The sequence below is a fragment of the Chitinophaga fulva genome (assembly GCF_012927205.1).
In the GTDB taxonomy this organism is placed as follows: Bacteria; Bacteroidota; Bacteroidia; order Chitinophagales; family Chitinophagaceae; genus Chitinophaga; species Chitinophaga fulva.
In genome coordinates this window covers 966,004-991,860 of sequence record NZ_JABBGC010000003.1, presented here as the reverse complement: position 1 = coordinate 991,860, position 25,857 = coordinate 966,004, and the positions used below count along the sequence as shown (strand labels likewise).

Annotated in this window: 25 protein-coding genes; 17 read left to right on the top strand and 8 right to left on the bottom strand. The window is 47.9% G+C overall.

Annotated features, from left to right (window positions below):
* Window positions 1-62 precede the first annotated feature (62 nt).
* Entirely contained in the window at window positions 63-1,490 is a 1,428-nt protein-coding gene (locus HHL17_RS27350; RefSeq protein WP_169228009.1) for an L-serine ammonia-lyase, read from the top strand.
* A gap of 114 nt (window positions 1,491-1,604) precedes the next feature.
* A complete protein-coding gene (locus tag HHL17_RS27345; RefSeq protein WP_169228008.1) occupies window positions 1,605-4,406 on the top strand; it encodes a TolB-like translocation protein in 2,802 nt (933 codons plus the stop codon).
* 161 nt (window positions 4,407-4,567) lie between these two features.
* Here HHL17_RS27345 and HHL17_RS27340 read toward each other — a convergent pair whose 3' ends face one another.
* The 3 genes from HHL17_RS27340 to HHL17_RS27330 all read right to left on the bottom strand — a co-directional run bounded on the left by HHL17_RS27340 (window position 4,568) and on the right by HHL17_RS27330 (window position 9,016).
* Window positions 4,568-5,053, bottom strand: coding sequence for a hypothetical protein (locus tag HHL17_RS27340; RefSeq protein ID WP_169228007.1), 486 nt, complete (start codon window positions 5,051-5,053; stop codon window positions 4,568-4,570).
* Window positions 5,054-5,110: 57 nt separating this feature from the next.
* The gene (locus HHL17_RS27335) at window positions 5,111-7,756 is read right to left on the bottom strand and encodes a valine--tRNA ligase (protein ID WP_169228006.1); all 2,646 of its coding nucleotides are present in this window, start codon (window positions 7,754-7,756) and stop codon (window positions 5,111-5,113) included.
* A 237-nt stretch (window positions 7,757-7,993) separates the two neighbouring features.
* Window positions 7,994-9,016 carry a threonine aldolase family protein gene (locus tag HHL17_RS27330; RefSeq protein WP_169228005.1) on the bottom strand — a complete coding sequence of 341 codons (1,023 nt, stop codon included), beginning with the start codon at window positions 9,014-9,016 and terminating at the stop codon, window positions 7,994-7,996.
* A gap of 327 nt (window positions 9,017-9,343) precedes the next feature.
* Here HHL17_RS27330 and HHL17_RS27325 point away from each other — a divergent pair, with 327 nt between their 5' ends.
* The 5 genes from HHL17_RS27325 (at window position 9,344) to HHL17_RS27305 (ending at window position 13,525) form a co-directional block, all read left to right on the top strand.
* Complete coding sequence (locus HHL17_RS27325; RefSeq protein ID WP_012793808.1) at window positions 9,344-10,201, top strand: sigma-70 family RNA polymerase sigma factor; 858 nt, start codon at window positions 9,344-9,346, stop codon at window positions 10,199-10,201.
* A gap of 115 nt (window positions 10,202-10,316) precedes the next feature.
* On the top strand, window positions 10,317-11,201 hold the full coding sequence (locus HHL17_RS27320; RefSeq protein WP_169228004.1) for a DUF4249 domain-containing protein: 885 nt from the start codon (window positions 10,317-10,319) through the stop codon (window positions 11,199-11,201).
* A 20-nt stretch (window positions 11,202-11,221) separates the two neighbouring features.
* On the top strand, window positions 11,222-12,169 hold the full coding sequence (trxB, locus tag HHL17_RS27315) for a thioredoxin-disulfide reductase (protein ID WP_169228003.1): 948 nt from the start codon (window positions 11,222-11,224) through the stop codon (window positions 12,167-12,169).
* Window positions 12,170-12,315: 146 nt separating this feature from the next.
* A complete protein-coding gene (locus tag HHL17_RS27310; protein WP_169228002.1) occupies window positions 12,316-12,666 on the top strand; it encodes a dihydroneopterin aldolase in 351 nt (116 codons plus the stop codon).
* A 103-nt stretch (window positions 12,667-12,769) separates the two neighbouring features.
* The gene (locus HHL17_RS27305; protein ID WP_169228001.1) at window positions 12,770-13,525 is read left to right on the top strand and encodes a hypothetical protein; all 756 of its coding nucleotides are present in this window, start codon (window positions 12,770-12,772) and stop codon (window positions 13,523-13,525) included.
* Between the two features lie 5 nt (window positions 13,526-13,530).
* On the opposite strand, the gene HHL17_RS27300 is transcribed toward HHL17_RS27305, so the two are convergent.
* A complete protein-coding gene (locus tag HHL17_RS27300) occupies window positions 13,531-14,862 on the bottom strand; it encodes an MATE family efflux transporter (protein ID WP_169228000.1) in 1,332 nt (443 codons plus the stop codon).
* Between the two features lie 100 nt (window positions 14,863-14,962).
* Between HHL17_RS27300 and HHL17_RS27295 the strand changes: the two genes are divergently transcribed.
* From HHL17_RS27295 to HHL17_RS27280, 4 genes are read left to right on the top strand one after another with little or no spacing between them, the layout of a single operon-like run.
* Window positions 14,963-15,832 (top strand): DUF3822 family protein, encoded by an 870-nt coding sequence (locus HHL17_RS27295; protein ID WP_169227999.1) that lies wholly within the window; start codon window positions 14,963-14,965, stop codon window positions 15,830-15,832.
* A gap of 44 nt (window positions 15,833-15,876) precedes the next feature.
* Window positions 15,877-16,377, top strand: a complete 501-nt coding sequence (locus HHL17_RS27290) for an RsmD family RNA methyltransferase (protein WP_240975973.1) — start codon at window positions 15,877-15,879, stop codon at window positions 16,375-16,377.
* Between the two features lie 27 nt (window positions 16,378-16,404).
* On the top strand, window positions 16,405-16,881 hold the full coding sequence (coaD, locus tag HHL17_RS27285; protein ID WP_169227997.1) for a pantetheine-phosphate adenylyltransferase: 477 nt from the start codon (window positions 16,405-16,407) through the stop codon (window positions 16,879-16,881).
* A 17-nt stretch (window positions 16,882-16,898) separates the two neighbouring features.
* A complete protein-coding gene (locus HHL17_RS27280) occupies window positions 16,899-17,330 on the top strand; it encodes a hotdog fold thioesterase (RefSeq protein ID WP_169227996.1) in 432 nt (143 codons plus the stop codon).
* Between the two features lie 86 nt (window positions 17,331-17,416).
* Here HHL17_RS27280 and HHL17_RS27275 read toward each other — a convergent pair whose 3' ends face one another.
* Window positions 17,417-18,040 carry an NUDIX hydrolase gene (locus HHL17_RS27275; protein WP_169227995.1) on the bottom strand — a complete coding sequence of 208 codons (624 nt, stop codon included), beginning with the start codon at window positions 18,038-18,040 and terminating at the stop codon, window positions 17,417-17,419.
* A 127-nt stretch (window positions 18,041-18,167) separates the two neighbouring features.
* Between HHL17_RS27275 and pyrE the strand changes: the two genes are divergently transcribed.
* From pyrE to HHL17_RS27260, 3 genes are all read left to right on the top strand, one after another.
* Window positions 18,168-18,803, top strand: a complete 636-nt coding sequence (gene pyrE / locus HHL17_RS27270; protein WP_169227994.1) for an orotate phosphoribosyltransferase — start codon at window positions 18,168-18,170, stop codon at window positions 18,801-18,803.
* 48 nt (window positions 18,804-18,851) lie between these two features.
* Entirely contained in the window at window positions 18,852-19,226 is a 375-nt protein-coding gene (locus HHL17_RS27265; RefSeq protein WP_169227993.1) for a heavy-metal-associated domain-containing protein, read from the top strand.
* A gap of 176 nt (window positions 19,227-19,402) precedes the next feature.
* The gene (locus tag HHL17_RS27260) at window positions 19,403-19,882 is read left to right on the top strand and encodes a hypothetical protein (RefSeq protein ID WP_169227992.1); all 480 of its coding nucleotides are present in this window, start codon (window positions 19,403-19,405) and stop codon (window positions 19,880-19,882) included.
* A gap of 268 nt (window positions 19,883-20,150) precedes the next feature.
* On the opposite strand, the gene HHL17_RS27255 is transcribed toward HHL17_RS27260, so the two are convergent.
* Window positions 20,151-20,606 (bottom strand): LEA type 2 family protein, encoded by a 456-nt coding sequence (locus HHL17_RS27255; protein ID WP_169227991.1) that lies wholly within the window; start codon window positions 20,604-20,606, stop codon window positions 20,151-20,153.
* A 415-nt stretch (window positions 20,607-21,021) separates the two neighbouring features.
* Between HHL17_RS27255 and HHL17_RS27250 the strand changes: the two genes are divergently transcribed.
* Complete coding sequence (locus HHL17_RS27250; protein WP_169227990.1) at window positions 21,022-21,654, top strand: WbqC family protein; 633 nt, start codon at window positions 21,022-21,024, stop codon at window positions 21,652-21,654.
* 242 nt (window positions 21,655-21,896) lie between these two features.
* Window positions 21,897-23,297 (top strand): type III PLP-dependent enzyme domain-containing protein, encoded by a 1,401-nt coding sequence (locus HHL17_RS27245; protein ID WP_078667889.1) that lies wholly within the window; start codon window positions 21,897-21,899, stop codon window positions 23,295-23,297.
* Window positions 23,298-23,694: 397 nt separating this feature from the next.
* Here HHL17_RS27245 and HHL17_RS27240 read toward each other — a convergent pair whose 3' ends face one another.
* Both HHL17_RS27240 and HHL17_RS27235 read right to left on the bottom strand, forming a co-directional pair.
* The gene (locus HHL17_RS27240; protein WP_169227989.1) at window positions 23,695-24,528 is read right to left on the bottom strand and encodes a hypothetical protein; all 834 of its coding nucleotides are present in this window, start codon (window positions 24,526-24,528) and stop codon (window positions 23,695-23,697) included.
* Between the two features lie 157 nt (window positions 24,529-24,685).
* The gene (locus tag HHL17_RS27235) at window positions 24,686-25,126 is read right to left on the bottom strand and encodes an Hsp20/alpha crystallin family protein (RefSeq protein ID WP_169227988.1); all 441 of its coding nucleotides are present in this window, start codon (window positions 25,124-25,126) and stop codon (window positions 24,686-24,688) included.
* A gap of 241 nt (window positions 25,127-25,367) precedes the next feature.
* On the opposite strand from HHL17_RS27235, the gene HHL17_RS27230 reads away from it, so the two are divergent.
* On the top strand, window positions 25,368-25,781 hold the full coding sequence (locus HHL17_RS27230; protein WP_169227987.1) for a BrxA/BrxB family bacilliredoxin: 414 nt from the start codon (window positions 25,368-25,370) through the stop codon (window positions 25,779-25,781).
* The last annotated feature ends 76 nt before the right edge of the window (window positions 25,782-25,857 follow it).

Sequence of the window (25,857 nt, the reverse complement as noted above, 5' to 3'; positions counted from 1 at the left end):
CAAAATCCGTAAATAGCTGAATATGTAAAATGGCCTATTTTTACAGGTAAATCAATAATGTAGTGGCACACGAATGTATTTCCGTATTTGACATTTTTAAGATTGGCATTGGTCCGTCCAGCTCCCATACTTTAGGCCCCTGGAGGGCCGCCCAGCGTTTCCTGCATGAACTGGATGCCGCCGGGAAACTATCTTCCGTAACCGGTTTACAGGTACTGCTCTACGGCTCCCTCGCTAAAACCGGCCATGGCCACGGCACTGATATCGCCGTCCTGTTGGGCCTTTGCGGTGATGACCCCGTTACTTTCGACGTTAATAAAATCAATAGTAAAATAGATGACCTGCGCCGCAGCCGTAAAATGATGCTGGCCGGTAAGTATGAAATTGATTTTGATCCGGTGGAAGACATCGAATTCCTCTTTGAGGAATCCCTGCCATTCCATCCCAACGCCCTCGTTTTCCTCGTCACCTTTGCCGATGGCGATAAACGCGCAGCTACCTATTACTCTATTGGTGGCGGTTTTGTGGTGCAGGAAGGCGAAATAAACGGCGGTACTACCTCGGTAGACCTGCCTTTCCCTATCGATACGGCCCGGCAACTGCTGCAGTTTTGCATTAAAACCGGTTTCAGCATCTCCGAACTGGTGATGGAAAATGAACTGGCCTGGAGACCGGAAGCCGAAACCCGCACTGGCGTACTCAATATCTGGCGCGTAATGCAGGAATGCACCTACCGCGGCTGTCACACTACGGGTGAACTGCCCGGAGGCCTCAAAGTGGCCCGCCGTGCCGCTGCACTCAATAAAAAACTCCTGAAAGGACGCTCTTATACCGATTATAATTCGTGGATAGAAGCCATCCGTGCCGGCGGCGCACATTTCACCTATACGCTCGACTGGGTGAGCTGTTTTGCCCTCGCCGTAAATGAAGAAAATGCGTCTTTCGGCCGCGTAGTGACGGCGCCCACCAATGGCGCCGCTGGTGTAATTCCTGCTGTACTGCAATATTACATCGCCTTCTGCGATGGCCTGCACGATGATAAAATCATGCAGTTCCTGCTCACAGCTTCCGAAATAGGCAGCATCTTCAAAAAACGCTCTACCATCTCTGCTGCCATGGGCGGATGCCAGGCGGAAATAGGCGTTTCTTCTGCTATGGCCGCTGCTGCGCTGACAGAATGCCTCGGAGGGTCCCAACGCCAGGTGCTGATGGCCGCTGAAATAGCCATGGAACACCACCTCGGCCTTACCTGCGATCCTATTGGCGGACTGGTGCAGATCCCCTGCATTGAAAGAAATACCATGGGCGCTATCAAAGCTATCACGGCTTCCCAGCTGGCGCTTCAGAGCAACCCTGAACTGGCCAAGGTTTCCCTCGATGCGGTGGTGAAAACCATGTGGGACACCGCCCTGGACATGAACTCCAAATACAAGGAAACATCTGATGGCGGCCTCGCTGTCAACATCCCGATCAGTCTCAGCGAATGCTAATATAAAATACGGAAACAGCGGTACAGGGCACACGATTTTAAATATGTTTATATTAAGAAAGAAACATATTTTCGTTTTGCGCTCAGTACCGCAATTCGTAATCCGTATTTTTTTATGCGTCACTACTTCTGGCTCCTGTTTTTGTCAACTTCCGCTGCCGCCCAACAATTCGGGGGCAACCCTCCTTCCCTGAAATGGCAACAGATCAATACCGACACGGTCCGCGTGATCTTCCCCAAGGGGATGGGCCAGCAAGGAGAACGTGTAGCCAATATCGTTACCTGGCTGAATAAAAATACCCGCAACTCCATCGGCCCGCTCGAAAGGAAAGTGGATATCGTACTGCAGAACCAAACGATGCAGTCTAACGGATACGTGCAACTCGGCCCCTTCCGCTCTGAATTCTATCTCGCTCCGTCTCCCTCATCGCAGGACCTGGGCTCCCTTAATTGGACAGAACAACTGGCGCTTCATGAATATCGCCACGTGCTGCAAAATATGAACTTCCGGCAGGGGGTGTCTAAAGTGTTTTCCTGGCTTGGCGGACAACTGGGACAGGCGGCGGCGACCAATATCGCAGTGCCCAACTGGTTTTGGGAAGGTGATGCGGTCATCAATGAAACGGCTTTCAGTCAGCAGGGGAGAGGCCGGCTACCCGCTTTCTTCGATGGTTTCCGCGCCCTGTCGCTCGAAGACAAGCGCTACAGCTATATGAAAATCCGCAATGGCTCCTACCGCGATTTCATTCCGGACCACTACCCGCTGGGTTACCTGTTATCGACTTACGGCCGTAATCACTATGGCAACGATTTCTGGAAAGGCGTTACCAGCGATGCGGTACGCTACCGTGGCGTTTTTTATCCCTTCTCCCAAAGCCTGAAAAAACGTACCGGTAAAAACATTACTGCTTTGTATAACGCCATGCTGGCGGAATACCAGCCACAGTGGAACAACTACGCGGCCCGTCCGGATACCACGCCAGCGGTGCCGGTTACCGCTTCCGGCCGTACAGTGACCAACTATAAATATGTCTATGCTGCCGGCCCGGGTGAATGGATCGTCCTGAAAGATGCCTACAACAAAGTACCGGGCATCTACCGCATTGGCAGCAACGGTGCAGAACAGTTGCTGGTAAGGCCTGGCATTGTATATAATGATTTCTTTAGCTACCGTAACCAGCGTATCACATGGGCCGCCGCCCGCTTTGATGCCCGCTGGGGCTGGAAAAACTTTTCCGTTATCCGCGTGCACGACAACACCAGCGGCAGTACGAAAACAGTGTCTCCCCGCGGTAAGTTCTTCTCCCCGGATATCAGCTCCGACGGACAAAAAGTAGTGGCCGCGTCCATCACGCCGGATATGCACTACAGCCTCCAGCTGATCAACACAACTACCAGTACGGTGGAAAAAGTGCTCCCTAACCCGGATAACTGGTACTATACCTTCCCTCGTTTTACAGCTGATGATAAAGCGGTGATCAGCGCTGTCCGTAATGAACGGGGCGAAATGGCGCTTATACAACAGTCCCTGCAAACGGGCGAAGTCACGCCGCTTACGCCTTTCAGCTTCGTGGTGCTGGGCATCCCCGCTGTACAGGGCGACACCGTTTACTTTACGACCTCTACCCGCGATGTGAATAACGTATACGCGCTCACGTTATCTGACCGGAAAACATATGAAATCACGGACCGGGGCAATAGCGCGCTGCACATGGCCGCTTCGCCACAGCAGGACAGCCTTGTATTCAGTGAGTTCACCACTGCCGGTTATCGCCTGTACCGCGCGCCGCTGAAAACAGCCTGGAAGGAAACACCTGTGGCGCAGTGGCAGCACAGCAAATGGCTGGAGCCGTCTGATAAAGAAGGGTCCAATATACTGGACATCGTGCCACACGACTCTCTGCCGGTCAGGAAATACGCGCGCTTTACGCGTCCGTTCAACTTCCACAGCTGGGTACCTTCCTTTAATGAGCCCAACTACAGCATCTCGCTGTTGGGTGAAAATGTGCTGAATACCACCAATACCGCTATAGGATATACCTATAACCGGAATGAAGGATACTCCGATATCGGCGCCAGCTTCACTTTTGGTGGATGGTTCCCGTACCTCAATACTGGTGTTGATTATATATTTAACCGCAATACAATAGCGCCTAACATCGGCCGCATTTACTGGAATGAGCTGACCTGGCATGCAGGGCTGTCAGTGCCGCTGAACCTGTCCTCAGGCCTGTATAGCCGCAGCCTGGTAATAGGCGGTGACTACAATATTCTGCACCGTTATCCGCAGGGGCATTTCAAGTTCAGGAATGATAACCTGCAATACCTGAGCAGCCGGCTGATATTCAGTAATATGAGGATCAAAGCCAAACAGAACATCTACAGCCATTTTGGCCAGTATATCGCGTTGTACTATAATCACTCGATGGGCAATCCGTTCGCCGAGCAGCTCTATGGCCGCATAGACCAATATCTGCCCGGATTCTCCAGAAATCACAGCATCGTATTACAGGCCGCCTACCGGCAACGTGATCAGGATTTCAACTATACCTTCACCGATAATTTCGTGTATGCCAGGGGGTATAATACACCCTTCTACGACCGGATATATAAGCTGGGGGCTAACTATCACCTGCCGTTGGCATACCCTGACTGGGGCTTTGCGCAGGTCCTTTATTTCAGCCGTATCCGGGGTAACCTGTTTTATGATTATAGCATAGCGCGGGATTTTATCAACAAACGGGACAACCGCTATACATCAGCCGGTGCAGAGCTTTTCCTGGATACCCGTATCGGCAACACGCTGCCATTTACCTGTGGGGTGCGGTTCAGCCACCTGTTTGATAAAGATCCGGTGGACAATGCACAGAACAGGGTAGACTTTATCCTGCCATTGCAGCAGCTGTTCAATTATTGATTTTAGGATTTTTTGATTTACGGATTTTTTATTTCGGGAATCATCGAAACGAACAGAAATAAATAAAAAGATCGAAGCAATGTTAATCGCTTCGATCTTTTTATTTATTCGCTCTTATGATTCCCGAAATCAAAAAATCCGTAAATCAAAAAATCCCTCAATTACTTTACGTCTATCCGTAAGGATGGCGCCCGGTAAAGCTTGTCAGGCGCATATTCAATCAGAATATCATCAAAGTACAACACATCTCCCTGTTGCAAATTCTCTTTCAGGCGTGAGCTCCAGAGGGCAGGAAGGCGGGAGGTCTTAAAGTTATCTCCGGTGTAGTCTTTATAAATGGCCGCCTGGCCGGTAGTATCATTCAGGTAGGGTTGATGTTGTTCGTAGGTAAAAGCGAAGGAGATCACTTGGTAGAGGTGGTTCTTCTCATCGCGCACCACCAGTGCGGAGTCCAGCAGTTTTACCACCTGGCTTTTGGGCAGGGTGTCGCTGAGGAAGAGGCCCCAGCTGCTGCGCAGCTTTGTTGGCCGCTTGTTGGTTACCGGCGAGGCTTTGGTGGCAGGAACAGGCTTTTTGCCGGATTGGGCAAAAGTGCTCATGTTGATCATCAACAGCAGGAAAATGAATGCGGACAGGTGTTTCAGCATGATAGTGACGGGATAAAAAAATCGCCCGGTATACTAACGACCGGGCGATTGCAAAAATTATAATGACTTCAAACTTTCCGTTATTACCTGGATTTTTGCTTCGGTGTCCGCTTTTTTGCGTTTTTCCGCTTCTACAATTTCCGGTTTTGCATTTTGTACGAAACGTTCGTTGGACAATTTGCCATCAACTATCTTCAGGAGACCCTGTTGATATTCCAGGTCCTTAAGCAGGGATTCTTTCTGTGCCGTGGTATCCAGTACAGTTTCGGTACCGAGGTAGAACCTATCTTTCTGTACCACGAGGGTGATACAGCCGGGAACCGCTTCCTGTACGTAATGTACCGCTTTCGCGTTTACCTGTTTGGCGATAGTGTCTTCAATTTGTTTGAAGGCATTCTCGTGTTTGGTTTCGATGTGCAGTACAATCGGATCTTTTGGTTTGATCTGGTTTTTAACGCGGGCATCTCGGATGCCGGTGATCACTTCCTGTGCCAGTACACCTTCCAGCAGGGCGGCATGTACCGGAGCAGCAGGGGTGGTGAATTGTTTCATCATCAGCACATCAGCTTCGTCGCGTACTTTCAGCAATTGGTATATCTCTTCGGTGATGAACGGCATATACGGGTGCAGCAGCTGCATCAGTTGCTCGAAGAAAGACACTGTTTGGGCGTATACCGCAGCGGAGATCGGTTGTTCGAAACCTGGCTTAACCCATTCAAGGTACCAGCCGCAGAAATCGTCCCATATAAGGCTGTAAAGGGCTTTCAGGCCTTCGCTGAGGCGGAAGTCGCCATGCAGGGAGGCTACCTGGGCCTGTACTTCGTTCAGGCGGCTTTGGAACCATCTGATGGGGAAGAGGCTGGAAGCGTCCACGTTGTCAGTTTCCTGACGGGACTCCCACATTTTCACCAGTTTCAGCGCGTTCCAGATTTTATTGTTGAAGTTACGGCCCTGATCACAGCTGGAAGTATCGAACAGCAGGTCGTTACCGGCCGGAGAGCTGATCATTACGCCAAAACGTACGGCGTCAGCGCCATAGTTGTGAATGAGCTCCAGCAGGTCGGGTGAGTTGCCCAGCTGTTTACTCATCTTGCGGCCTTCCTTGTCTCTTACCATGCCGGTAAAGTACACGTCGCTGAAAGGCTTTTGTCCGTTGAATTCCAGGCCGGCCATGATCATACGGGCCACCCAGAAGAAAATGATATCCTGACCGGTTACCAGTACGGAGCCGGGGTAGTAGTATTGATAGTCTGCGTTATCGGGACTGGAAATACCGTTGAACACTTCCATGGGCCAGAGCCAGGAAGAGAACCAGGTATCCAGGCAGTCTTCGTCCTGTTTCAGGTCTGCTGCCGTGAGCGTGATGCCTTTCTGTGCGAACTGCGCTACTGCTTCTTCAGCGGTGGCAGCTACTTCGAAAGTACCGTCGGCAGTGTACCAGGCAGGGATCTGCTGTCCCCACCACAGTTGGCGGGAGATACACCAGTCCTTTACATTTTCCATCCAGTATTTGTAGGTCGCGAGGAAGCGGTCACCGGGATGTATCCTTACATCACCGTCCACTACTGCGTCCAGCGCCGGTTTGGCGATATTGGCCATTTTTACGAACCACTGGGTGGAGATGCGTGGTTCTACTACCGTGGTAGGGTTACGTTGACTGTAGCCGAGACGGGTAGTATACGCTTCTTCTTTCACGAGCTGGCCGGCCTCTGCGAGGGCAGCTACTGTTTTCTTACGGGCCACGAAACGGTCTTCACCCACAAATACGATGGCAGCAGCGCTCAGGGTGCCGTCATCGTTGAGGGTGTCGATGATCTCGAGGTTATGTTTCAGACCAAGGTTGTAGTCATTGATATCGTGTGCAGGCGTCACTTTCAGGGCGCCGGTACCGAAGGCTTTGTCCACGTAGGTATCGAAGATAATGGGCACAGGGCGGTTTACCAGCGGAACGATGGCAAAATGACCTTTCAGGTGCGCGTATCTTTCATCATCCGGATTTACGCAGATGGCGGTATCGCCCATGATGGTCTCCGGGCGTTGCGTGGCGATGGTAATGAATTCGCCGGTAGGCTTGCCTTCCGCGTCGGTGATGGCATATTTTACATGATACAGGAAGCCCTGGATGTCTTTGTATTCCACTTCCTCATCGCTCAAAGCTGTTTTGGCTTTGGGGTCCCAGTTGATCATACGGGCGCCGCGATAGATCAGGCCTTTATTGTACAGTTCCACGAACACTTTGATCACCGCTTTGTAATAGTGGTCGTCCATGGTAAAGGTTACCCGGTCCCAGTCGCAGGAGCAGCCGAGCTTTTTGATCTGTTGGTAGATGATGCCACCGTATTTGTCCTTCCATTCAAAGGCGTGTTTGAGGAATTCCTCGCGGGTCAACTGGGATTTTTCGATCCCTTTTTCCCGTTTCAGCATGTCTACCACTTTTGCTTCTGTGGCGATGGAAGCGTGGTCGGAACCAGGTACCCAGCAGGCATTGAAACCGCTCATACGGGCGCGGCGCACCAGTATGTCCTGGACAGTTTCATTGAGTGTATGGCCAAGATGCAAGACCCCGGTGACGTTAGGCGGGGGGATCACTACAGTAAAGGGCTGGCGGCTATCCGGCGTAGAATGGAAATAGCCTTTGTCCATCCAGTGTTGGTACCATTTGTCTTCAACCGTTGCAGGCAGGTAATTTTTCGAAAGTTCCATGCTATTCATAATATAAGTCTGCAAAAATAACGGAGATTGACCAGAGAAGGAAATAATGAGGCAGAATATTAGCCCGGAACGTTGGCCGCAGGGAAGATGGTGGATGGCCCATGTACCCGCATTTTTCCGTCATTGGCTGCGTACTGGCTGCACCCGGCGACTTTGGCGCAAAAAAAAAGTGCATCATCGGATGCACCTTTTGACTGAGATAAGTGTCTTTATATATAGACGGTACCGTTACATGGTTTCGGCGATCACCTGACAGGTTTTCGCGACCATGTCAGGTGTGATGTCCAGGTGGACTACCATTCTGACCTGTGTAGGGGAGATGGCTATGGTGAGGATACCTTCTTTGCGGAAGTGGTCTGTCAGTTTTTTAGGCGTCCATTCGCCGCCTGTCACTTCGAAGATGAGGATATTGGTTTCCACCGGCAGCATATGGCCAACGAAAGTTTTTTCCAACAGGGCAGCCGCTATTTGTTTGGCATGTTGGTGGTCTTCTTCGAGGCGTTGGATATTGTTTTCCATGGCGTAGATGCCGGTAGCGGCCATATAGCCGGCCTGCCGCAGGCCACCGCCCAGTCTTTTGCGTACGCGGCGGGCTTCGCGGATGAAGGCGGTGCTGCCGAGGAGCACGGAGCCCATGGGACAGCCCATTCCTTTGTTGAGGCATACGGAGATACTGTCGAATGTCTGTCCATAAGTCCTGGGATCTTGTCCGGTGGCTACAATGGCATTGAAGAGGCGGGCGCCGTCGATATGGAGGGCAAGGTTATGCCGGTTGCATACCTGTCGGATGCGAAGCACCTCTTCCCAGTCATAGCAGCATCCGCCGCCGCGGTTGGAAGTATTTTCGAGGCATACCAGGCTGGTGCGGGCTTTGTGTACATCGTCGGGATTATTGATGGCTGCTTCCACCTCGGCAGCGGTGATCATGCCGCGATCGCCGGTGATGGCCTGTACCTGGGCGCCTGAAGTAGCAGCGATGCCGCCTCCCTCATAAATATACACATGGGCGAGGTTACTGCAAACCACTTCATCCCCGGGCAACGTATGTACCTTGATGGCGATCTGATTGCTCATTGTGCCGGAAGGGCAGTAAAGGGCTGCCTCTTTGCCAAAGTAGTCTGCCATCATGGCTTCCAGTTTGTTGACGCTGGGGTCTTCACCAAAAACATCGTCCCCTGTTTCAGCCTGCAACATGGCCTGTAACATGCCGGGGCTGGGGCGTGTAAAAGTATCGCTGCGAAAGTCTATCATATGATTGAATAATTTGCAAGGACTTTGACAATAAATTAGTTAAGATGCTAATTTAATAATGATTATTTATCAATTGTTAAAATTTGCATAAAGCGTGTGGCAACAAGGACTAAAGCACTATAAAATATCGTTATAAAACTGTACTTTGTTATAGCGAAGGAGAAAAAAAGAAGGATTTGGTAGAGTGGTGGGTTAGCACGATCTTTGCAGGCTAATTAAAACAAACGAATAAGGTGCGGGAAATTTTGTAAGTTAATTAAATTAAAAATTCAAACAAAATATTTCTTTCGCTGTTATTCTTATTTATAAACCAATACAATTTTTCATATGAGGCAACTTAAAATTGCCACCCAGATCACCAATCGTGATTCGCAGGCGGTAGAAAAGTACCTGCAGGAAATCTCGAAGATCCCTTTGTTAACACCTGAGGAGGAGACCGTTTTGGCGCAGCGCATTAAAATGGGCGATCAGAAGGCTCTTGAAAGATTGACTACAGGAAACTTGCGTTTCGTGGTTTCCGTTGCCAAGCAATATCAGCACCAGGGGCTTAGCCTCAGTGACCTTATCAATGAAGGTAATTTAGGCCTGATCAAAGCTGCGCAACGTTTCGATGAAACGAAAGGTTTCAAATTCATCTCTTATGCAGTTTGGTGGATCCGCCAGTCCATCCTGCAGGCGTTGGCTGAACAAGGTCGTCTTGTTCGTCTGCCGCAAAACAAAATTGGCACCTATAATAAAGCGAACAAAGCTTACATGGCATTTGAGCAGGAAAACGAGCGTGAACCGTCTACCGAGGAACTCGCAGAAATCCTGGAAATGTCTGAATCGGAAATCAACAACATTTTCCAAAGCAACACCCGCCATATGTCACTGGACGCACCAGTACATGAAGCTGAAGACGTAGCTATGGGAGACCTGCTGGAAGGTGGAGACATTACCGACGATGACGTGATGAGAGATTCCCTCCGTGAGGAAATACGCCGGGTATTAAAATCCCTGAGCCCCCGCGAAGCGGAAATTGTGAATGCCTATTTCGGTCTGGATGGTGAAAACGGCGCAACAATCGAACAAATCGGACAGAAGTACGATCTGACCAAGGAAAGAATCAGGCAAATCAAGGAACGCGCTATTAAAAGGCTCCAGAAAGCACGCTATAGCGGTGCCCTGAAATCCTACCTGGGATAATATTTACGGTTTCCCAAGAAACCGCTGTATAAACCCTCTTAATCTATAAGAACACCGGCCTTGTAAATACATGGCCGGTGTTTTTATATTGTGAACACCGCTTATTTTTGCAGATATGCGCAACCTCCTGATGATCATCGTGGCTGCAGTTATATTGTTCTCCGCCTGCGAGAAGGATATCAGTGTCAACTTACAACAACAGGAGCCTTCGCTTGTGGTGGAAGGTAAATTTGAAACCAACCGGTACCCGCAGGTAGTGCTCACGCACAGCCTTGGCTACTTCTCTCAGATAGATCCCGCTGCATTACTTGCTTCCTTTGTGCATAAAGCTATGGTGACCGTCTCCGATAGTGTCCGCACCATGACACTCCTGGAAACAATCGTGGAAATACCAGGCCTGGGCCCCGTTTTCGCCTACGTGCCTGATACCACCAGACCATCCACCGCTTTCAAAGGAAAAGCAGGCGGCCGGTATACGTTAAAGATTACTGCTGACAATAAGTCATATGAGGCAGTGACAACTATACCTTTACACAACTTCCACCTGGATACCATCTGGTGGCGACGGGCAAGGCAGGGCGACGATACATTAAAAGCCCGCCTGTGGGCCAGGATCACGGATGCTGCTACCCTCGGCAATTATGCCCGGTACTTCACCCGGACCAACAGCGATGCCTTTCTGCCAGGGTTGAACTCTACCCTGGATGACCAGGTGGTGAACGGCACAACATTTGAAATTCCTGTGGACGCCGGCGTTGATAAAAGCAAACGCACGGACCCGGAAACTTACGGGTATTTTAACAGAGGAGATACGGTGACGCTCAAATTCTGTAACATCGATAAAGCTACCTACAGCTTCTGGAGGGCCCTCGATTTTGCCTACAGCAGCACCGGCAACCCGTTCGCATCTCCCACTAAAATAATAGGGAATGTGCCCGGCGCCATCGGTTACTGGGGCGGTTATGCAGTCACCTACAAAACAGTTATTATCAGGAAATAATTATATAGAGCAATCAAAGTATGGAAAACAAGCAACAAGAACATGTGCATCTATTGATCATCGGTTCCGGCCCCGCCGGTTATACCGCTGCAATTTATGCCTCAAGAGCCAACCTTAAACCAGTATTGTACCAGGGTATCCAACCCGGTGGCCAGCTGACTATTACGACTGAAGTTGAAAACTATCCCGGCTATCCCGAAGGCATCCAGGGCCCGGAAATGATGGTGGACTTCGAAAAACAAGCTACCCGCATGGGCGCTGATATCCGCTACGGTATGGCCACATCGGTGGACTTCAGCAAACAGCCATATAAAGTAACCATCGACGAAGAAAAGGAAATCACCGCCGACGCTATCATCATCGCAACAGGAGCCTCCGCCAAGTGGCTGGGACTTCCGTCTGAACAACGGCTCAACGGCTCCGGCGTTTCTGCCTGCGCAGTATGCGACGGTTTCTTCTTCCGTGGTAAAGAGGTAGCCATCGTAGGCGCGGGTGATACCGCCGCTGAAGAAGCCCTCTACCTCTCCAAAATGTGCTCCACCGTACATATGCTTGTACGTAAGCACGAAATGCGCGCCTCCAAAGTAATGCAGGACCGCGTACTCAAAACTTCCAATATCATCGTATACTGGAACACGGAAACGGATGAAGTACTGGGCCAAAACAAAGTGGAAGCTGTGAGAGTGGTTAACAACCAAACCGGTGAGAAAAAAGACGTTCCGGTAAGCGCTTTCTTCGTAGCTATCGGTCACCAGCCTAACTCCGCAATCTTTAAGGACTACCTGCAACTGGACGAACAGGATTATATCGTGACCGTTCCAGGCAGCAGCCGTACCAGCGTGGAAGGCGTATTCGCCTGCGGCGACGTACAGGACAAAATCTACCGTCAGGCTGTAACTGCAGCTGGTAGCGGTTGTATGGCGGCCCTCGATGCTGAAAGATACCTGTCCGCTAAAGAACACCAATAATCAATTGCGAATTGGGAATGACGAATTAAGCGGTAATTCGCCGGCCTCCATTCGTAATTAAAATCAATAACAACCACTACGAATTGCTGATGACGAATTGTACCTCAATTCGTCATCAGCAATTTGTAATTCGTAATTGCCCGAAGATGCTTACAATCGCGCTCGAACAAGCTGCTTTCCGCGCCTATCACGGCCTGTATCCGGAAGAAACCGTGATCGGCAATGATTTTCTCCTCGATATTGCTGTTCGTATACCTGGCTCCGTTGCCATCGAGGAGCTTACCGATACTGTCAACTATCAGGGAATCTATGAAATAGCAAAAGAAATCATGGCTCAACCCAAACCACTGCTGGAAGAAGTGGTGTACGCCCTGTCCGATACCCTGAAGGCACGTTATCCCGCTATCCGGCACAGCACTGTCACCCTCCGGAAACTGAACCCGCCAATGGGTGCCAGTATCCGCAATTCACTCGTGTCACTGGAAAAGGAATACTAAAATACACGCCTGCCCGCGCTAATTATTTGTAATTTTCCGTAGATTTATAGCAACAAGTAAATCAGTAAATCAAGCATTTCTTATCCTGTTAAAAACCAGTCCTATGATGAAACGGATTTTGACAATTTCATTCCTGCTCTGCTCCGTATTATTTGCAAAAGCCCAATCCGTAGACGAAATGGTGGAACAGGCGAAGCAGCTGGAATTACAGATGAAGGAAGAGACTGCACTGGATAAAGACAAGGAAATACTGAAAATACAACCCGGCGAAATAAGAGCCATGAATCAGGCCAGCCAGATGTGCTCCCGCATCGGTAATCGCCAGAAAGATAAAAGCGCTAAAACAAACTATTTTAATCAGGCTAAAAGTTATGCCCAGTCAGCCCTGAAAATTGATCCTAACAACGCAGATGCCAATCTGGCCATGGCAGTGGCCATGGGACGTATGGCCCTCATCTCCGGCGCAAAGGAAAAAGTAGCTGCCTCCAAGGATGTGAAGAAGTACGCCGAACTGGCCATTAAGTTCAATCCTAACCTCGCACAGGCCTATCATGTGCTGGGCAAATGGAACTACGAAGTAGCCAATCTCAATGTATTTGAAAGAGGTGCCGCCAAAATGCTCTTCGGTGGCCTGCCGGACGGCTCCCTTAAAAACGCTATCGTCAACTACGAAAAATGCAGGCAGCTGGACCCCGCTTTCCTGCTCAATTATTATGAACTGGCCCGCGCTTACAAAGCTGATGACCAACAAGATAAAGCCATCGAAGTGCTGAAAAAAGCCCTGAGCCTCCGCAGCATCTATCAGGATGACGCCAGTATCAAAGCCGATTGCAAAAAAATGCTGGATGATCTCCAGTAATTATTTTAGATCACTTTCCCTTTCCATTTACCACTTTTCAGATACCAGGCACTAAGCCCGAAGATCAGTATCCAATAGATAAAATCTGCGCCCCAGGCCAGGTGCAACGGGCTGCGCATCCTTTCTATCACAATATCACAGTAGATCAGATAACCCACTACCGCGGTACATTCGGTAAAAAGGTTCATCCGTGTATTACCGGTACCGGTAACGCCGCTGAGCACTACCGCCGCTATGGCCATCAGCAGGGTGCTGAGGGTAATGATCCGGATGGAAGGGATGGCCGCAGTGATCAGCGAAGCATCGTTGGTATAAATATGCAGTATGGTGTAGGGGAAAAGGTTCACCAGTATACAAACAACAGTAGCACAACCCAGGCTGATAGCGGCGATGTTTTTGATGATTTTAAATACCAGGTGTTCCTTACCCTGCCCGATGATATTGCTCACCATGGTATTGCAGGTAGCTGCCAGCGCCCAGGTGAAAATGCCGAAAAAGCCGAAAATACTGCGCAGCATATTGGAAATCGCCAGCGGTCTTTCTCCGAGGTGTTCAATGAAAATAAAAAAGACAAACCAGCTGCCGATACTGAAAAGGAACTGCACAATCAACGGGGCAGACACATGGAGGATATTCCGGATAATTTCCCGGTTGGGTCGTATGTAAGTGAACAGGCTATACCGGATATGGTATTTTTTCAGGAAGATGATACTGAAAGCTACCGAACACCCGGTGACTTCCGCGATAATGGAAGCCACCGCCGCTCCGTTCAGGCCAAGGGCCGGTAACCCCAGCTTTCCGAAAATCAGCGTATAGTCAAAGAAGATATTGATCGTTTCCTGACACAGCGAGGTGATGGCCAGTACGCGGGAGTTGCCGCTACCGATGTAGAAGGCGTTGGCCATGCTCAGCATCATCAGGAAGGGCAGCCCCCAGATACGGATACGGATGAACGAAACTGCTGCCGCAAGGATCTCCTGATTGTGAAGCGTTTTGGAAAAAAAGTAAGGGGCCACCGCCAGCGTGATCAGGATAGCTGCCAGCGAAAAGAAGGTGCCCACTTCCAGCCCGTTGGCGAAAAGCTGACCAATGCTGCTATACTGTTGCTGCCCGGCCCGGCGGGCGATCAGTACCTGCAGGCCGTTGTTGAGCCCATAGGCGATCATATACATCACGAGATAATAGATACCGGCTATGCCGTTGGCCGCCAGCTCCAGCTCGCCCAGTCGGCCAAGGAAAGCGGTGTTGGTCATGTGGTTAAACTGAGGGATAATCAGTGCCAGGCATATAGGGGCGGCAATTTTTATGATCTGCCGGTTGTTAACTTCCAGTTGCATCGTGAAATGGTTCTGATATTCGTCAAAAAACAAAGATATAGCCTCACCAATTCACTAAAAAGATTATTATTGTAATTCATTTGAAAGGTTAAATATGCCCGTGGCTTACAACATCCATCCTGCATTTACAGTAGATGATGAAACTTTACTGGAGACCGATCTTACCGCCTGTCACCTGCTGGTGCTGGTAGGTGGCGGTACTTTCAGTTATGTGGTGTTTGATCCCGCAGCGAAAAAATTCCTGGCGCTTAAATCCTATCATTTCCAGCCTCAGAAAATGGCCATGGCCGATCTGGAGATGATAGAAGAGGTGTTTGACGCAGACAAACTGCTTTTCACCGCCTTTAAGTCCGTACTGCTGGCTTTCGACAACGGAGGAGGCGTTTTGGTGCCACAGGTATACTATATGCCTTCCCTGAAAAAAGATTACCTCCACCTGTCACAACCGGAAAAAATGCAGGAAGCTGTTCTGGCCGACCTGATGCCGGGACAGCCCATGGTGAATATATTCAGCGTAGACAAAGACCTGCTGGGATTCCTGCGTAAGGAATTCTCCACAGACCTGGTAGTACACGCTAATTCTGCCCTGCTGCAGGCTTATCCGCTGGACCTGGACTACCGGGCGACGGAAGGGATAGCCTTTGTGCATGTACAGCGGCAGTCTTTTACATTGACCATCTATGTGGACGGGAAACTGATCATCCAGCAGGATGGCGAGTACCAGGCCGGGCTCGATGTGGTATATCAACTGGTGAATACTCTTCGTCAGCTGGGGCTTGACGAGCGGAAGGTAAAGGTCAAACTGGGAGGGGTGGTAGCCACAGATAGTGTGGTTTACCAGGAGATGTATAAATTCATCTCCAGCCTGGAATGGGTACAACGATTGCCTGGATTCAACTATATCACGCCCATGCAGGAAATACCGGGCTATTATTTTCATAACTTGTATGCGTTAGCATTATGCGTATAATCGGAGGAGAAAGTGGGGGCAGAAAGATACAACCGCCTGCAAAAATGCCTAATACAAGGCCTACTACAGACATTGCCAAAGGCGGACTGTTTAATATTATCGAGAACAACCTGGATATCACTTCTTTAAAAACACTTGATATTTTTGGCGGTACCGGCAGCATCAGCTACGAGCTGGCTTCCAGAGGCGCTACTGATATGACCATCGTGGAGAAAGACCCCGCGATGGCAGAATTCATTACGAAGACAGCCCAACTGCTGGACATCCCCACCCTGAAAGTGGTGCGGATGGACGTTTTTAAGTATCTGCAGCAGTGCACCGAAAAGTTCGATTTCATTTTTGCCGACCCGCCTTATGCCATGGAGACCATGTATAAACTGCCCGGGATCATTTTTGAGCAACAGCTGCTCAATCCCGAAGGCTGGCTGGTCATAGAACATACCCGGCAGAACGATTTCCGGGATTATAGTTATTATCGCTCCGAAAGGAGTTACGGCGGTACTACCTTCTCGATTTTCATTAACCGGGAGGAGCTGAAACGCTGATCTGTTATTTAAATTCATCAATTTCCCATGAGGACTTGTTTATTTCCGGGTACTTTTGATCCCATCACGCTGGGCCATACCGATATTATAGACCGCGGGCTGGACCTGTTTGACCGTCTTGTAGTGGGCATCGGCACCAACAGCAGCAAAACACCGATGTTTTCGCTGGAAGAGCGTATGGCATGGATCCGGGAGATCTATAAAAATGACCCGAGGGTGGAAGTGGCCGTTTATGAGGGGCTGACCATTAACTTCTGTAAGGAAATAGGGGCTAACTTTATCCTGCGTGGTATCCGGTATGTGAGTGATTTCGAATATGAAAAAGCCATCGCGGATGTCAACCGGACCATTGCACCTGACATAGAAACGATTTTCCTGACCACCACGCCGCAATATTCCAGTGTGGCCTCCACGCTGGTACGGGATATTTACCGGCATGGCGGTGACGTACAACCCTTCCTGCATAAAGTAGTGCTGGAAGGTATTCAACAACACAAGCGATAACTGCTAAAGCGCATACTATGAAAACGATCTGGCATTCCCTGGACGTATCACTGGACACGCTCAATGAACTGAGTGAAGATACGATGGGCGCCCATCTGGGAATGGAGTTTACAGAAATAGGCCCTGACTATCTGAAGATGATGATGCCGGTAGACCACCGCACCAAACAGCCGTATGGCCTGTTGCATGGCGGCGCTTCTGTGGCGCTGGCAGAAACAGTGGGCAGCATGGCCTCCGCACTGATCATCGATCAGGGCAAACAAATGTGTGTAGGTATGGAAATCAGTGCCAATCACCTGCGGGCGGTCAAAGGAGGGTATGTACATGCCTGCGCCAAACCGTTGCATATAGGTGCTACCAGCCATGTATGGGATATCCGGATCACAGATGACGAGCATAAACTGATCTGCGTAAGCCGGCTTACCATGGCTATTCTGGCCAAAAGATAATAATCGATTATGAATTGAGGGCTCGCTTATAGAAAGGTTACTTAATAACCTATTGAATAAGCGAGCCCTCAATTCATAATTCGTAATTATATAAGTCCTTCTGCTTTGAATACTTCCCGGATGTTTTCGTAGGAATATTTGAGGAATTTCTCGAGGTTCTGCGGTTTAACCCATTCTATATCCTGGATATCTTCTTCAATCTGCGGCACGGTAAGTTCAGTACCGGTGAACTGCATGCGGTACCAGTGAGTATGTTTCAATACCTTTTTAGCCTTCATAGGGTAGTAGTGAAACGTTTCTGTGATTTTATGCGTGAGGGAGATGGTATGGAGACCGGTTTCTTCCGCCACCTCACGGACAGCGCAGGTTTCGAGGTCTTCCCCCGGGTCTTGTTTGCCTTTGGGCAGGTCCCATTTTCCTCTGCGGAACATCATTAATACTTCACCGTCAGGATTGGTGATCAGGCCGCCGGCCGCCACCAGTACGGTAAAATGAAGGGACACCTTCTTAAACAGCTGTTTCACATCTTCTGTGATAAATACAGCAGCTTCTTTTTTACCTTCTTCCATCTTCTGCAATACTTTCTCTATCTTCTCCGTGTCCGGGTTGAGGTAAACCTTTGCCCCGTTGATGCCTGTCGGTATGTTTTGTTCACTTCCGCTGATAATGAGGGGGCGCTCATTCAGGTAGATCGTCATGTTTTCTTGCATGATGCAAATTTAGACATTTGGTTATTTAGCCGTTTAGATATTTGAAGATTTAATGAAAGCACTCAAATCCGTAAATGTCTAAATATCTAAATGTCTAAATAATCAAATGTTTTAACTTTGGCGCTGTATGAGTACAGTAAGCGAAAAACAAGTTGCAGAAAAACTGCTGCAGGTGCAGGCCGTAAAGTTGAGCCCTGCCCAACCTTTTACATGGGCCTCCGGATGGAAATCCCCTATTTATTGTGATAACCGGAAGCTGTTGTCCTATCCGTATGTGCGGGACTATATCAAATCTGAGTTATGCAATACCGTATTTGAGACTTTCCCGGATGCTGCAGTGATTGCAGGCGTGGCTACCGCTGGTATTCCACATGGCGCACTGGTGGCTGATCAGCTGAAACTGCCGTTTATCTATGTCCGTTCCAAGCCGAAAGAGCATGGCATGGGCAATCAGATAGAGGGCGTATTGCAACCTGGTCAGCAGGTAGTAGTGGTGGAAGACCTGATCTCTACCGGCAAAAGCAGCCTCGAAGCGGTGCAGGCTATCCGTGCAGCAGGTGGTGAGGTGATAGGCATGGTGTCTATCTTTAACTATGGGTTTGATGTGGCGGTGAAAGCATTTGAAGCAGCCGGTGTACCGTTTAAGTCGCTGAGCAACTACAATGCTATGATTGCACTGGCAGAAGAGAAAGGCATTGTTTCCGCAGATGAGATCAGCACGCTGCAGGCGTGGAGAACAGCGCCTGATCAGTGGGGGAAATAGTCCTGGTATATTACTTTTTTTGTATATTCGGTTGTCAAAATCTATACTATGCGCATCGTAAAATTAGTAGTGCTGTTCCTGTTGGCAAGCGTAAGCGTGGCCATGGCCCAGCAGAAGAAAAAGGCCCTGCTGACTGCCAAGATCAGCACGCCTACCGTGCAGTGTGAGTCCTGCAAAAACCGTATTGAAAGATACATGTCCCAGGAAGAAGGCGTGGAGTCTGTAAAAGTGGATTATAAAAAACATGTGACGACCGTAAAATACTGGGATGATCGTACGAACATCGAAAATGTCAAGACGGGCATCGCTAATGCCGGTTATGATGCAGATAACGTAACTGCCAATCCGGAAAGTTACGCTAAACTGCCCAAATGCTGCAAAAAGCCGGAAGATGGCGGCGGCATGGAAAAGAAAAAGCACTAAGCTTTTGATATCATCATTATAATTGCACCCGGGGAGCGGTCCGAGCCCTTCCCGGGTTTTTTAATAAAGCCCGAAATTCCCCGTTTTCCCCATAAATTGCTCAATTTTTCAATTTTTCGGCTATTTCCTGTATTCTCTTTAACCCGTTCAAGCACCATTTAGGTGTATTACAGCAGATGCTGGCAACAGTATTACCTGCTGACCTGCCCGCTGCGCTCCAAAAGATCGGCACTTCCCAGATGGACATGTATACCGGTGCCTTGGCGCCGGAGGTAATTTTTGAAGAAGTTATCGGGCAACTGACAGCGCAGAATATCCTCCTGCCAACTGCGTTTGCAGCCTGGGTGGCGACGCGGGACGGCTATATGGAAGTGACACTGTCCGATACTTCCTGCTGGATATTGCGGCTGTCGGATGATGCAGTGCGTTATATCCATCTGCATCCCGGGCGGTATAGCCCTCATTCGCTGCGTATTAAAGCCGCTGCGCTGAAAACGGCGATGGCCTATAAAGCGGCAGCCGCCAATGGACTGCTCACCGGAGAGCTGTTGGTAGATATGAATGCGGTAAGGGGCATGGCGGCACTATCACCTGTGCGCAGCCTGGAAGACGCGCAGCACATTCTGAAGATCATCTCCCTGGTGACCCAGGGCTGAAGCCCTGGGCTACAATTGTTGTTCAAATCCTTCCAGTTAATAGTCCTTTTGTGTATGAGTGCAAACATTTGTGCGCAAGGGCATTGAGCATACTGTTATTGATGAAACCCATCCTTCAGCCTTTTGCATAAAAAAGCCTCTTATTTAGGAGAGACAATCACTTTTCAACTTGTGCTGAGTGTTTGTCTTTCGTAAATAAAAGGTTTTATAAATAGAACGGGCTTGAATCACATCGTAGCCCAGGGCTTCAGCCCTGGGAACCGTTGCGTTAAAAGAAATTCAGCGCCTGTTTGGTTTCGCATTTAATCGGGAAAGGGATGAAAATACCTCCTTTACCTACTTTACAGTTGCCGGTGGCTTTAATGGTGACTTCCTTACTGGAGAAAGCGTTGAATGCATTTTTAAACACATTGCCCATGTTAACCTCCAGCTTCACTGGAAAATAAAAAGTGTCTTTTGCGGGGATGTTGATCATAGTATCCTGGATAGAGCGGCCGACTTCGGTATCATCAAAAAAGACGTTGAAGTTGGCATCTTTCAGTTGCAGCCGGTAATTGTTTGGGTTATAATATGCCAGTGTGAGCCGTACAGTGCTTTTGGACATACCCAGCTCATCCATTTGCATGTTGGCAATTCTGACAAACTCCAGGTCCTTCATTTTTTCGCATGAGCTTGCCAGTCCCCAGGTGGCCATTATGATTAAAAACAGACGGATCGTTTTCATTGTAATCGGTGAACTTTTAATCTTCAAACCTACAGCAAAGGTTTTACTTATCAAAAACCGGTATCTGAATTGGGAAACATTTAACGGGAGGTTATGGTGGAGCTGGGTAGGGGAGTTATTTAAATAATCTAAAAAATGAATATAAAAAAATATATCCTTTAGAATTCTTTGCTATCTTTCAAAGCCTTCCTGAGCTTGCTTAAATTCATCTCGCAAGCAACTAATATCTTTAGTATTTTTGCATTTTTCTGCCATTTTACTTCAAACAGTGAAATACTAATTTCGTTAGCATATGAATAACTTTTCTATGAATTGTTATCCAGTTACTTGAAATTAATTATTAAGTAAACAACTGTAAGTAGATCAGCAGCTGTAACTATTCATTTCCGCGTTGGCGGGTTAAAATTTTGACATTATGACAGAGAATGCAAAAAGTGAAGTGCTATTAATTGAATCACAGTATTTTCCGCCAATTAGCTTCTATAAAACTTTAATTAACCACGATATATTACAGATTGAGAAATATGAGCACTACCAAAAGCTCAGTTACAGGAACCGTTGTTACCTCGCCGGCCCAAATGGCCGTATGATCTTAAGCGTACCCCTGACCCGCGGGAAAAACCAAAGGACCCTGATGAAGGATGTCCGGATCAGTAATGAAGAGAAATGGCAGTCTCTGCACTGGAAAACGCTCGTGTCTGCTTATAGACGCTCCCCCTGGTTTGAATATTATGAGGAAGATATGCAGAGCCTGTTTGAAAAACCGTTCTCATTTTTGCTCGATTGGAACATGGCCTGCTTTGAATGGGTGAATAACAAGCTCGGCATTAACCCGGTTATCCGGTTCACCGACAGCTACCAAAAAGTGGTGCCTGGTGTGACAGATGCCCGTGACCGTATCCTGCCTAACGCCCCGGCACCGGAAGATGCGCCGCAATACACCCAGGTGTTCCAGGAACGTGTCGGTTTCCTGCCCGACCTCAGCATTCTGGACCTGCTTTTTTGCGAAGGAAAACAGTCTCCGGCATTCATAAATGATGGCCAATAAATATTAAATATTTTTATTTAATTTGTTGATTTGTAATTGTTTGTATATTTGCCCGGTTGTTGACCTGTTGCCCGGCAGGATCCCCGGAAAAAAATTAATGCAGCAATCAACAAAATATTTAGCTTTGCAACCAATTTTGCTGGGTTTCAACTGACGTAGGTGTGTAAACCAGGAGTTTCCAGCGAGGAAAAGGAGCATTTATCCTGTAGTTTATTTTATTACTAATTCATTTGCAGATTTAAATGAACAACACCTACACCGACCTCGTTAAACAGACTTTCGAGTTCCCCCAGGAGGGCTTTGACGTAAAAGACAATTACCTGGAGTTTAACGGTTTGGACATTAAGGCGCTGATTGACAAGTACGGAACGCCTTTTAAGTTGACCTACCTTCCTAAGATCGGAATGCAGATCAACAAGGCTAAGAAAATGTTCCATGATGCCATCAAGAAGAACAGGTATGATGGTAAATATTATTACTGCTATTGTACCAAGAGTTCGCACTTCTCCTTTATTATGGAGGAAACCCTGAAACACGGGGTGCACATCGAAACTTCATTTGCTTATGATATCGATATCGTAAACAAACTGTACGAAAAAAAGAAGATCAGCAAAGAGACGTTTGTGCTCTGTAACGGTTTCAAAACAAAAGCCTACACCAGGGCCATCGCCAGACTGATCAACAGCGGCTTCAAAAATGTGATCCCGGTACTGGACAATAAAGAGGAACTGGAAGACTACAAACGCAATATCCGGATAAAAGATAAGGTGAAACTGGGTATCCGCGTAGCCGCGGAAGAAGAGCCCAGCTTTGACTTCTATACCTCCCGTCTTGGCGTGCCTCCCCGCGATATACTCGAGTATTATGTCGACAAGATCAAAGGGAACGAGAAGTTTGAGCTGAAAATGCTGCACTTCTTCATGAACAAAGGGATCAAGGATGATATCTTCTACTGGTCTCAATTTAACAGGGTGATCAACCTGTACTGCCAGCTGAAAAAGATCTGTCCTGAACTGGACAGCATTAACATTGGTGGTGGTTTCCCGATCAAACACTCCCTGGGCTTTGACTACGATTACAATTACATCGTTAACGAAATTGTAGCCAACATCAAAAGCACCTGTAAAAAGAACAAAGTACCGGTACCGGACATCTATACAGAATTCGGTTCCTTCACAGTAGGTGAGAGCGGTGCGGTGATCTACAGCGTGGTGGGTGAAAAAATGCAGAACGACAGGGAATCCTGGTATATGATTGACAGCTCTTTCATTACTACGCTGCCGGATACATGGGGCATAGGGGAGAAATTCCTGATGCTGCCTATCAACAAGTGGGACCAGGAATACCAGGAAGTACACCTGGGGGGCCTTACCTGCGATGGATACGACTTTTATACATCTGAGGAACATATTAACGCGGTATTTTTACCGAAACAACAGCCAAGCGGAGAGCCGCTGTATATCGGTTTCTTCCATACCGGCGCTTATCAGGACCAGCTGAGTGGATATGGTGGTATTAAACACTGCCTGATCCCATCTCCTAAACACGTGATTGTGGGATATGATAAAAACGGACAGCTGAAAGACTGGTTGTATGCCAAAGAGCAAACTTCCCAGAGCATGTTAAAGATTTTGGGTTATTAAAAAAATGGGTTAGTAATCCTACTGAAAGCCCCCCGATTTTTCGGGGGGCTTCTTTTTTTATGTGTTAAAAGTACCGGGCAAAAAAAAGGACTTTCATTACTGAAAGCCCCATCCATGGCATAGGTTAGATGATGTCCAATAGCATAAGGACAATAGGAAATAATTTGATAGCACAAATATAGTGTAGCCGTTAACGCTGGATAAGACCTAAAAGTTGTAATTTTTTATAATCTGTTGATGCGATATTCGAATTGATTTGAGGTAATTTAGTATTATAACATTTACAAATCATTAACATTTACGCGGTCTTTCAGTAAATTGGCTGTTGTCGCTTTTGTGGGGAGAAGGTGGGGTATAGGGAATAAAAAAATATCATATCTCACACAGACGTGTAGTATCAGTCTTCCTGTGCTTCATTAAGATAACCGATAGCGGTACCACATTGTTTTTCTATTTCGGTGAAACAGGCCTCCAGCAGCTCCATTTCGCCTTTCATGAAAGCAGATTTGCCGGAGCGGGAAAACCCTTTCACCAGCAGGAACTGTTTGGTGAGGTTCTGATTGATCAGCGACAGATGTTGCTTTTGTTTTTCCACGGTACGCTGCTGTTCCATGGAAATGATGTTGCGATAATACTGTCCCAGCGCACGGATCAGGAACAGCATGTAGAGGATGACCGTTACTGGATTGGACATCAGCTGAAAGGTGTTTGAATAGCCGGAGCTTACATAAACAGAGATACCGTTGATTTTAACATAGGCCACCACGGAGAGGTAGGCGCAAAGGATGCCGCACAATACCAGTGCTGTTCGGATGTTGACCGTGATATAGGCCAGCAATATGCTCATGGCCCATACGATGGCGTAGCGGGGCGAAAGGTCCTGGCTGTTAAAAAAAGAAGAAATGATCGGTATGATCAGTGTGCAACAGGACGTGACCAGTCCCACCACACGGGCAGCTATGCCCTTTCTCAATAGATAAAGGCCGGTCAGCAAAGCTGCGACCAGACAGGGAATCAGGAGCATGTTGACTTCATTCTGGCTGATCATGGCCAGAAGCATGATGGGAAACAACAGTAGCGTGTAAAAAAAGAGGTAGTCAAAGATGAGCCGGAGTTTCGCCTGCTCATAGGTGTCTTCCGTACGTTGCAATACATTGCCGATCACTGCTTTTTCCGAGCTGAGGTAGATGCTCTTGGTGAATAACCAGGCATTCCTGAAATGCTTTGCCATAGCGCTTGCTTAAGGAAGCAAATTATCGTATTAATATACACCAGTTGATTCAACGTTTGTGTGAATTATACACATATAAAAAAAGGAGGTACCAGATGGTACCTCCTTTAACCCCCATGTTTTGGACAGCTTCCGGGAAGAAGCCATCCTGTATCCCTTATTCCACTACTATTTCTTTGGGAGCTTCCTGTTTGTTTTCCTTTTTGGAAAGGGTCACTTTCAGGATGCCATTATCATATTTTGCCTGAATCCTGTTCACGTCTACGGTATCGGTGATGCTGAAGGAACGTTTGAAGGATTTGAAGTTGAACTCGCGGCGTACCTGTTTGTCGCCTTCGGTTTTAGCTTCCGCTTTTCTCTCTGCACTGATGGTGATTGCTTTTTCGTCTGCATTGATCTTAAAGTCTTCTTTCACAAAGCCAGGGGCAACTACATCCAGCAGAAACGCGTCTTTGGTTTCTACGATGTTTACCGGAGGATGGGTAGAAAAGAAATCACTGGTCAGGAAATCATCTTTTACATATTTGTTCCATCCGCCATTAAAAATGTCTTCAACTAATCTGGGAAGAGGGCTGTGGTTGAATTTTACGTGTGTCATAGTTTTTATCAATTTTTTTAGTGTGAAATCAATTTTGTTGTTCAACGAGGAGGATAGATCAAATGGGATACCATGCCAACAAAACTGCTATTTTGTTAGTAAAAACGTTACAGATACTGACAATATGTCTTTTTGATTGTTTGGTTTGTGTCAAAAAGTCTTTTGTGGAGATCGATTTTTTACTTTTTGCTCCTATATCTTTAACTTTGTCGAAAATCTTAACACAAAAAACTATAATAATATGTATCCTGCGGAATTAGTTATGCCTAGAAAGGCTGAGTTGACTGATAATGGATTTGACGAGCTGCTGACTTCCGGCAACGTAGAAGACGCGCTGAAGAAAGAAGGCACCACGCTGGTAGTAATAAACTCTGTATGTGGCTGCTCTGCTGCCACCGCCCGTCCTGGTGTGTTGATGGCTGTAGCGCACAGCGAAAAGAAACCGGACAGACTGACGACCGCTTTCGCCGGTTATGACCTGGAAGCTGTACAGCAGATCCGTAACCACCTGCTGCCTTATCCTCCATCTTCTCCGTCTATCGCACTGTTTAAAGACGGACAGCTGGTACATTTCATCGAGCGTCACATGATCGAAGGCCGTTCAGCACAGATGATCGCTGCTAACCTCGCTGACGCATTTGAACAATATTGCTAATACTTTAATTCCGGAATTCCAATTCAGAATTTCGAAATTACATCGTATTTTGGTGGTTTGATTTTCCTTATTGACT

Bases quoted from the DNA above. Each gene is read 5' to 3' on its own strand.
- HHL17_RS27345 (WP_169228008.1), top strand. From the start codon at position 1,605: ATGCGTCACTACTTCTGGCTCCTGTTTTTGTCAACTTCCGCTGCCGCC.
- HHL17_RS27340 (WP_169228007.1), bottom strand. From the start codon at position 5,053: ATGCTGAAACACCTGTCCGCATTCATTTTCCTGCTGTTGATGATCAAC.
- HHL17_RS27335 (WP_169228006.1), bottom strand. From the start codon at position 7,756: ATGGAACTTTCGAAAAATTACCTGCCTGCAACGGTTGAAGACAAATGG.
- HHL17_RS27330 (WP_169228005.1), bottom strand. From the start codon at position 9,016: ATGATAGACTTTCGCAGCGATACTTTTACACGCCCCAGCCCCGGCATG.
- HHL17_RS27325 (WP_012793808.1), top strand. From the start codon at position 9,344: ATGAGGCAACTTAAAATTGCCACCCAGATCACCAATCGTGATTCGCAG.
- HHL17_RS27320 (WP_169228004.1), top strand. From the start codon at position 10,317: ATGCGCAACCTCCTGATGATCATCGTGGCTGCAGTTATATTGTTCTCC.
- trxB (WP_169228003.1), top strand. From the start codon at position 11,222: ATGGAAAACAAGCAACAAGAACATGTGCATCTATTGATCATCGGTTCC.
- HHL17_RS27310 (WP_169228002.1), top strand. From the start codon at position 12,316: ATGCTTACAATCGCGCTCGAACAAGCTGCTTTCCGCGCCTATCACGGC.
- HHL17_RS27305 (WP_169228001.1), top strand. From the start codon at position 12,770: ATGATGAAACGGATTTTGACAATTTCATTCCTGCTCTGCTCCGTATTA.
- HHL17_RS27300 (WP_169228000.1), bottom strand. From the start codon at position 14,862: ATGCAACTGGAAGTTAACAACCGGCAGATCATAAAAATTGCCGCCCCT.
- HHL17_RS27290 (WP_240975973.1), top strand. From the start codon at position 15,877: ATGCCTAATACAAGGCCTACTACAGACATTGCCAAAGGCGGACTGTTT.
- coaD (WP_169227997.1), top strand. From the start codon at position 16,405: ATGAGGACTTGTTTATTTCCGGGTACTTTTGATCCCATCACGCTGGGC.
- HHL17_RS27280 (WP_169227996.1), top strand. From the start codon at position 16,899: ATGAAAACGATCTGGCATTCCCTGGACGTATCACTGGACACGCTCAAT.
- HHL17_RS27275 (WP_169227995.1), bottom strand. From the start codon at position 18,040: ATGCAAGAAAACATGACGATCTACCTGAATGAGCGCCCCCTCATTATC.
- pyrE (WP_169227994.1), top strand. From the start codon at position 18,168: ATGAGTACAGTAAGCGAAAAACAAGTTGCAGAAAAACTGCTGCAGGTG.
- HHL17_RS27265 (WP_169227993.1), top strand. From the start codon at position 18,852: ATGCGCATCGTAAAATTAGTAGTGCTGTTCCTGTTGGCAAGCGTAAGC.
- HHL17_RS27260 (WP_169227992.1), top strand. From the start codon at position 19,403: ATGCTGGCAACAGTATTACCTGCTGACCTGCCCGCTGCGCTCCAAAAG.
- HHL17_RS27255 (WP_169227991.1), bottom strand. From the start codon at position 20,606: ATGAAAACGATCCGTCTGTTTTTAATCATAATGGCCACCTGGGGACTG.
- HHL17_RS27250 (WP_169227990.1), top strand. From the start codon at position 21,022: ATGACAGAGAATGCAAAAAGTGAAGTGCTATTAATTGAATCACAGTAT.
- HHL17_RS27245 (WP_078667889.1), top strand. From the start codon at position 21,897: ATGAACAACACCTACACCGACCTCGTTAAACAGACTTTCGAGTTCCCC.
- HHL17_RS27240 (WP_169227989.1), bottom strand. From the start codon at position 24,528: ATGGCAAAGCATTTCAGGAATGCCTGGTTATTCACCAAGAGCATCTAC.
- HHL17_RS27235 (WP_169227988.1), bottom strand. From the start codon at position 25,126: ATGACACACGTAAAATTCAACCACAGCCCTCTTCCCAGATTAGTTGAA.
- HHL17_RS27230 (WP_169227987.1), top strand. From the start codon at position 25,368: ATGTATCCTGCGGAATTAGTTATGCCTAGAAAGGCTGAGTTGACTGAT.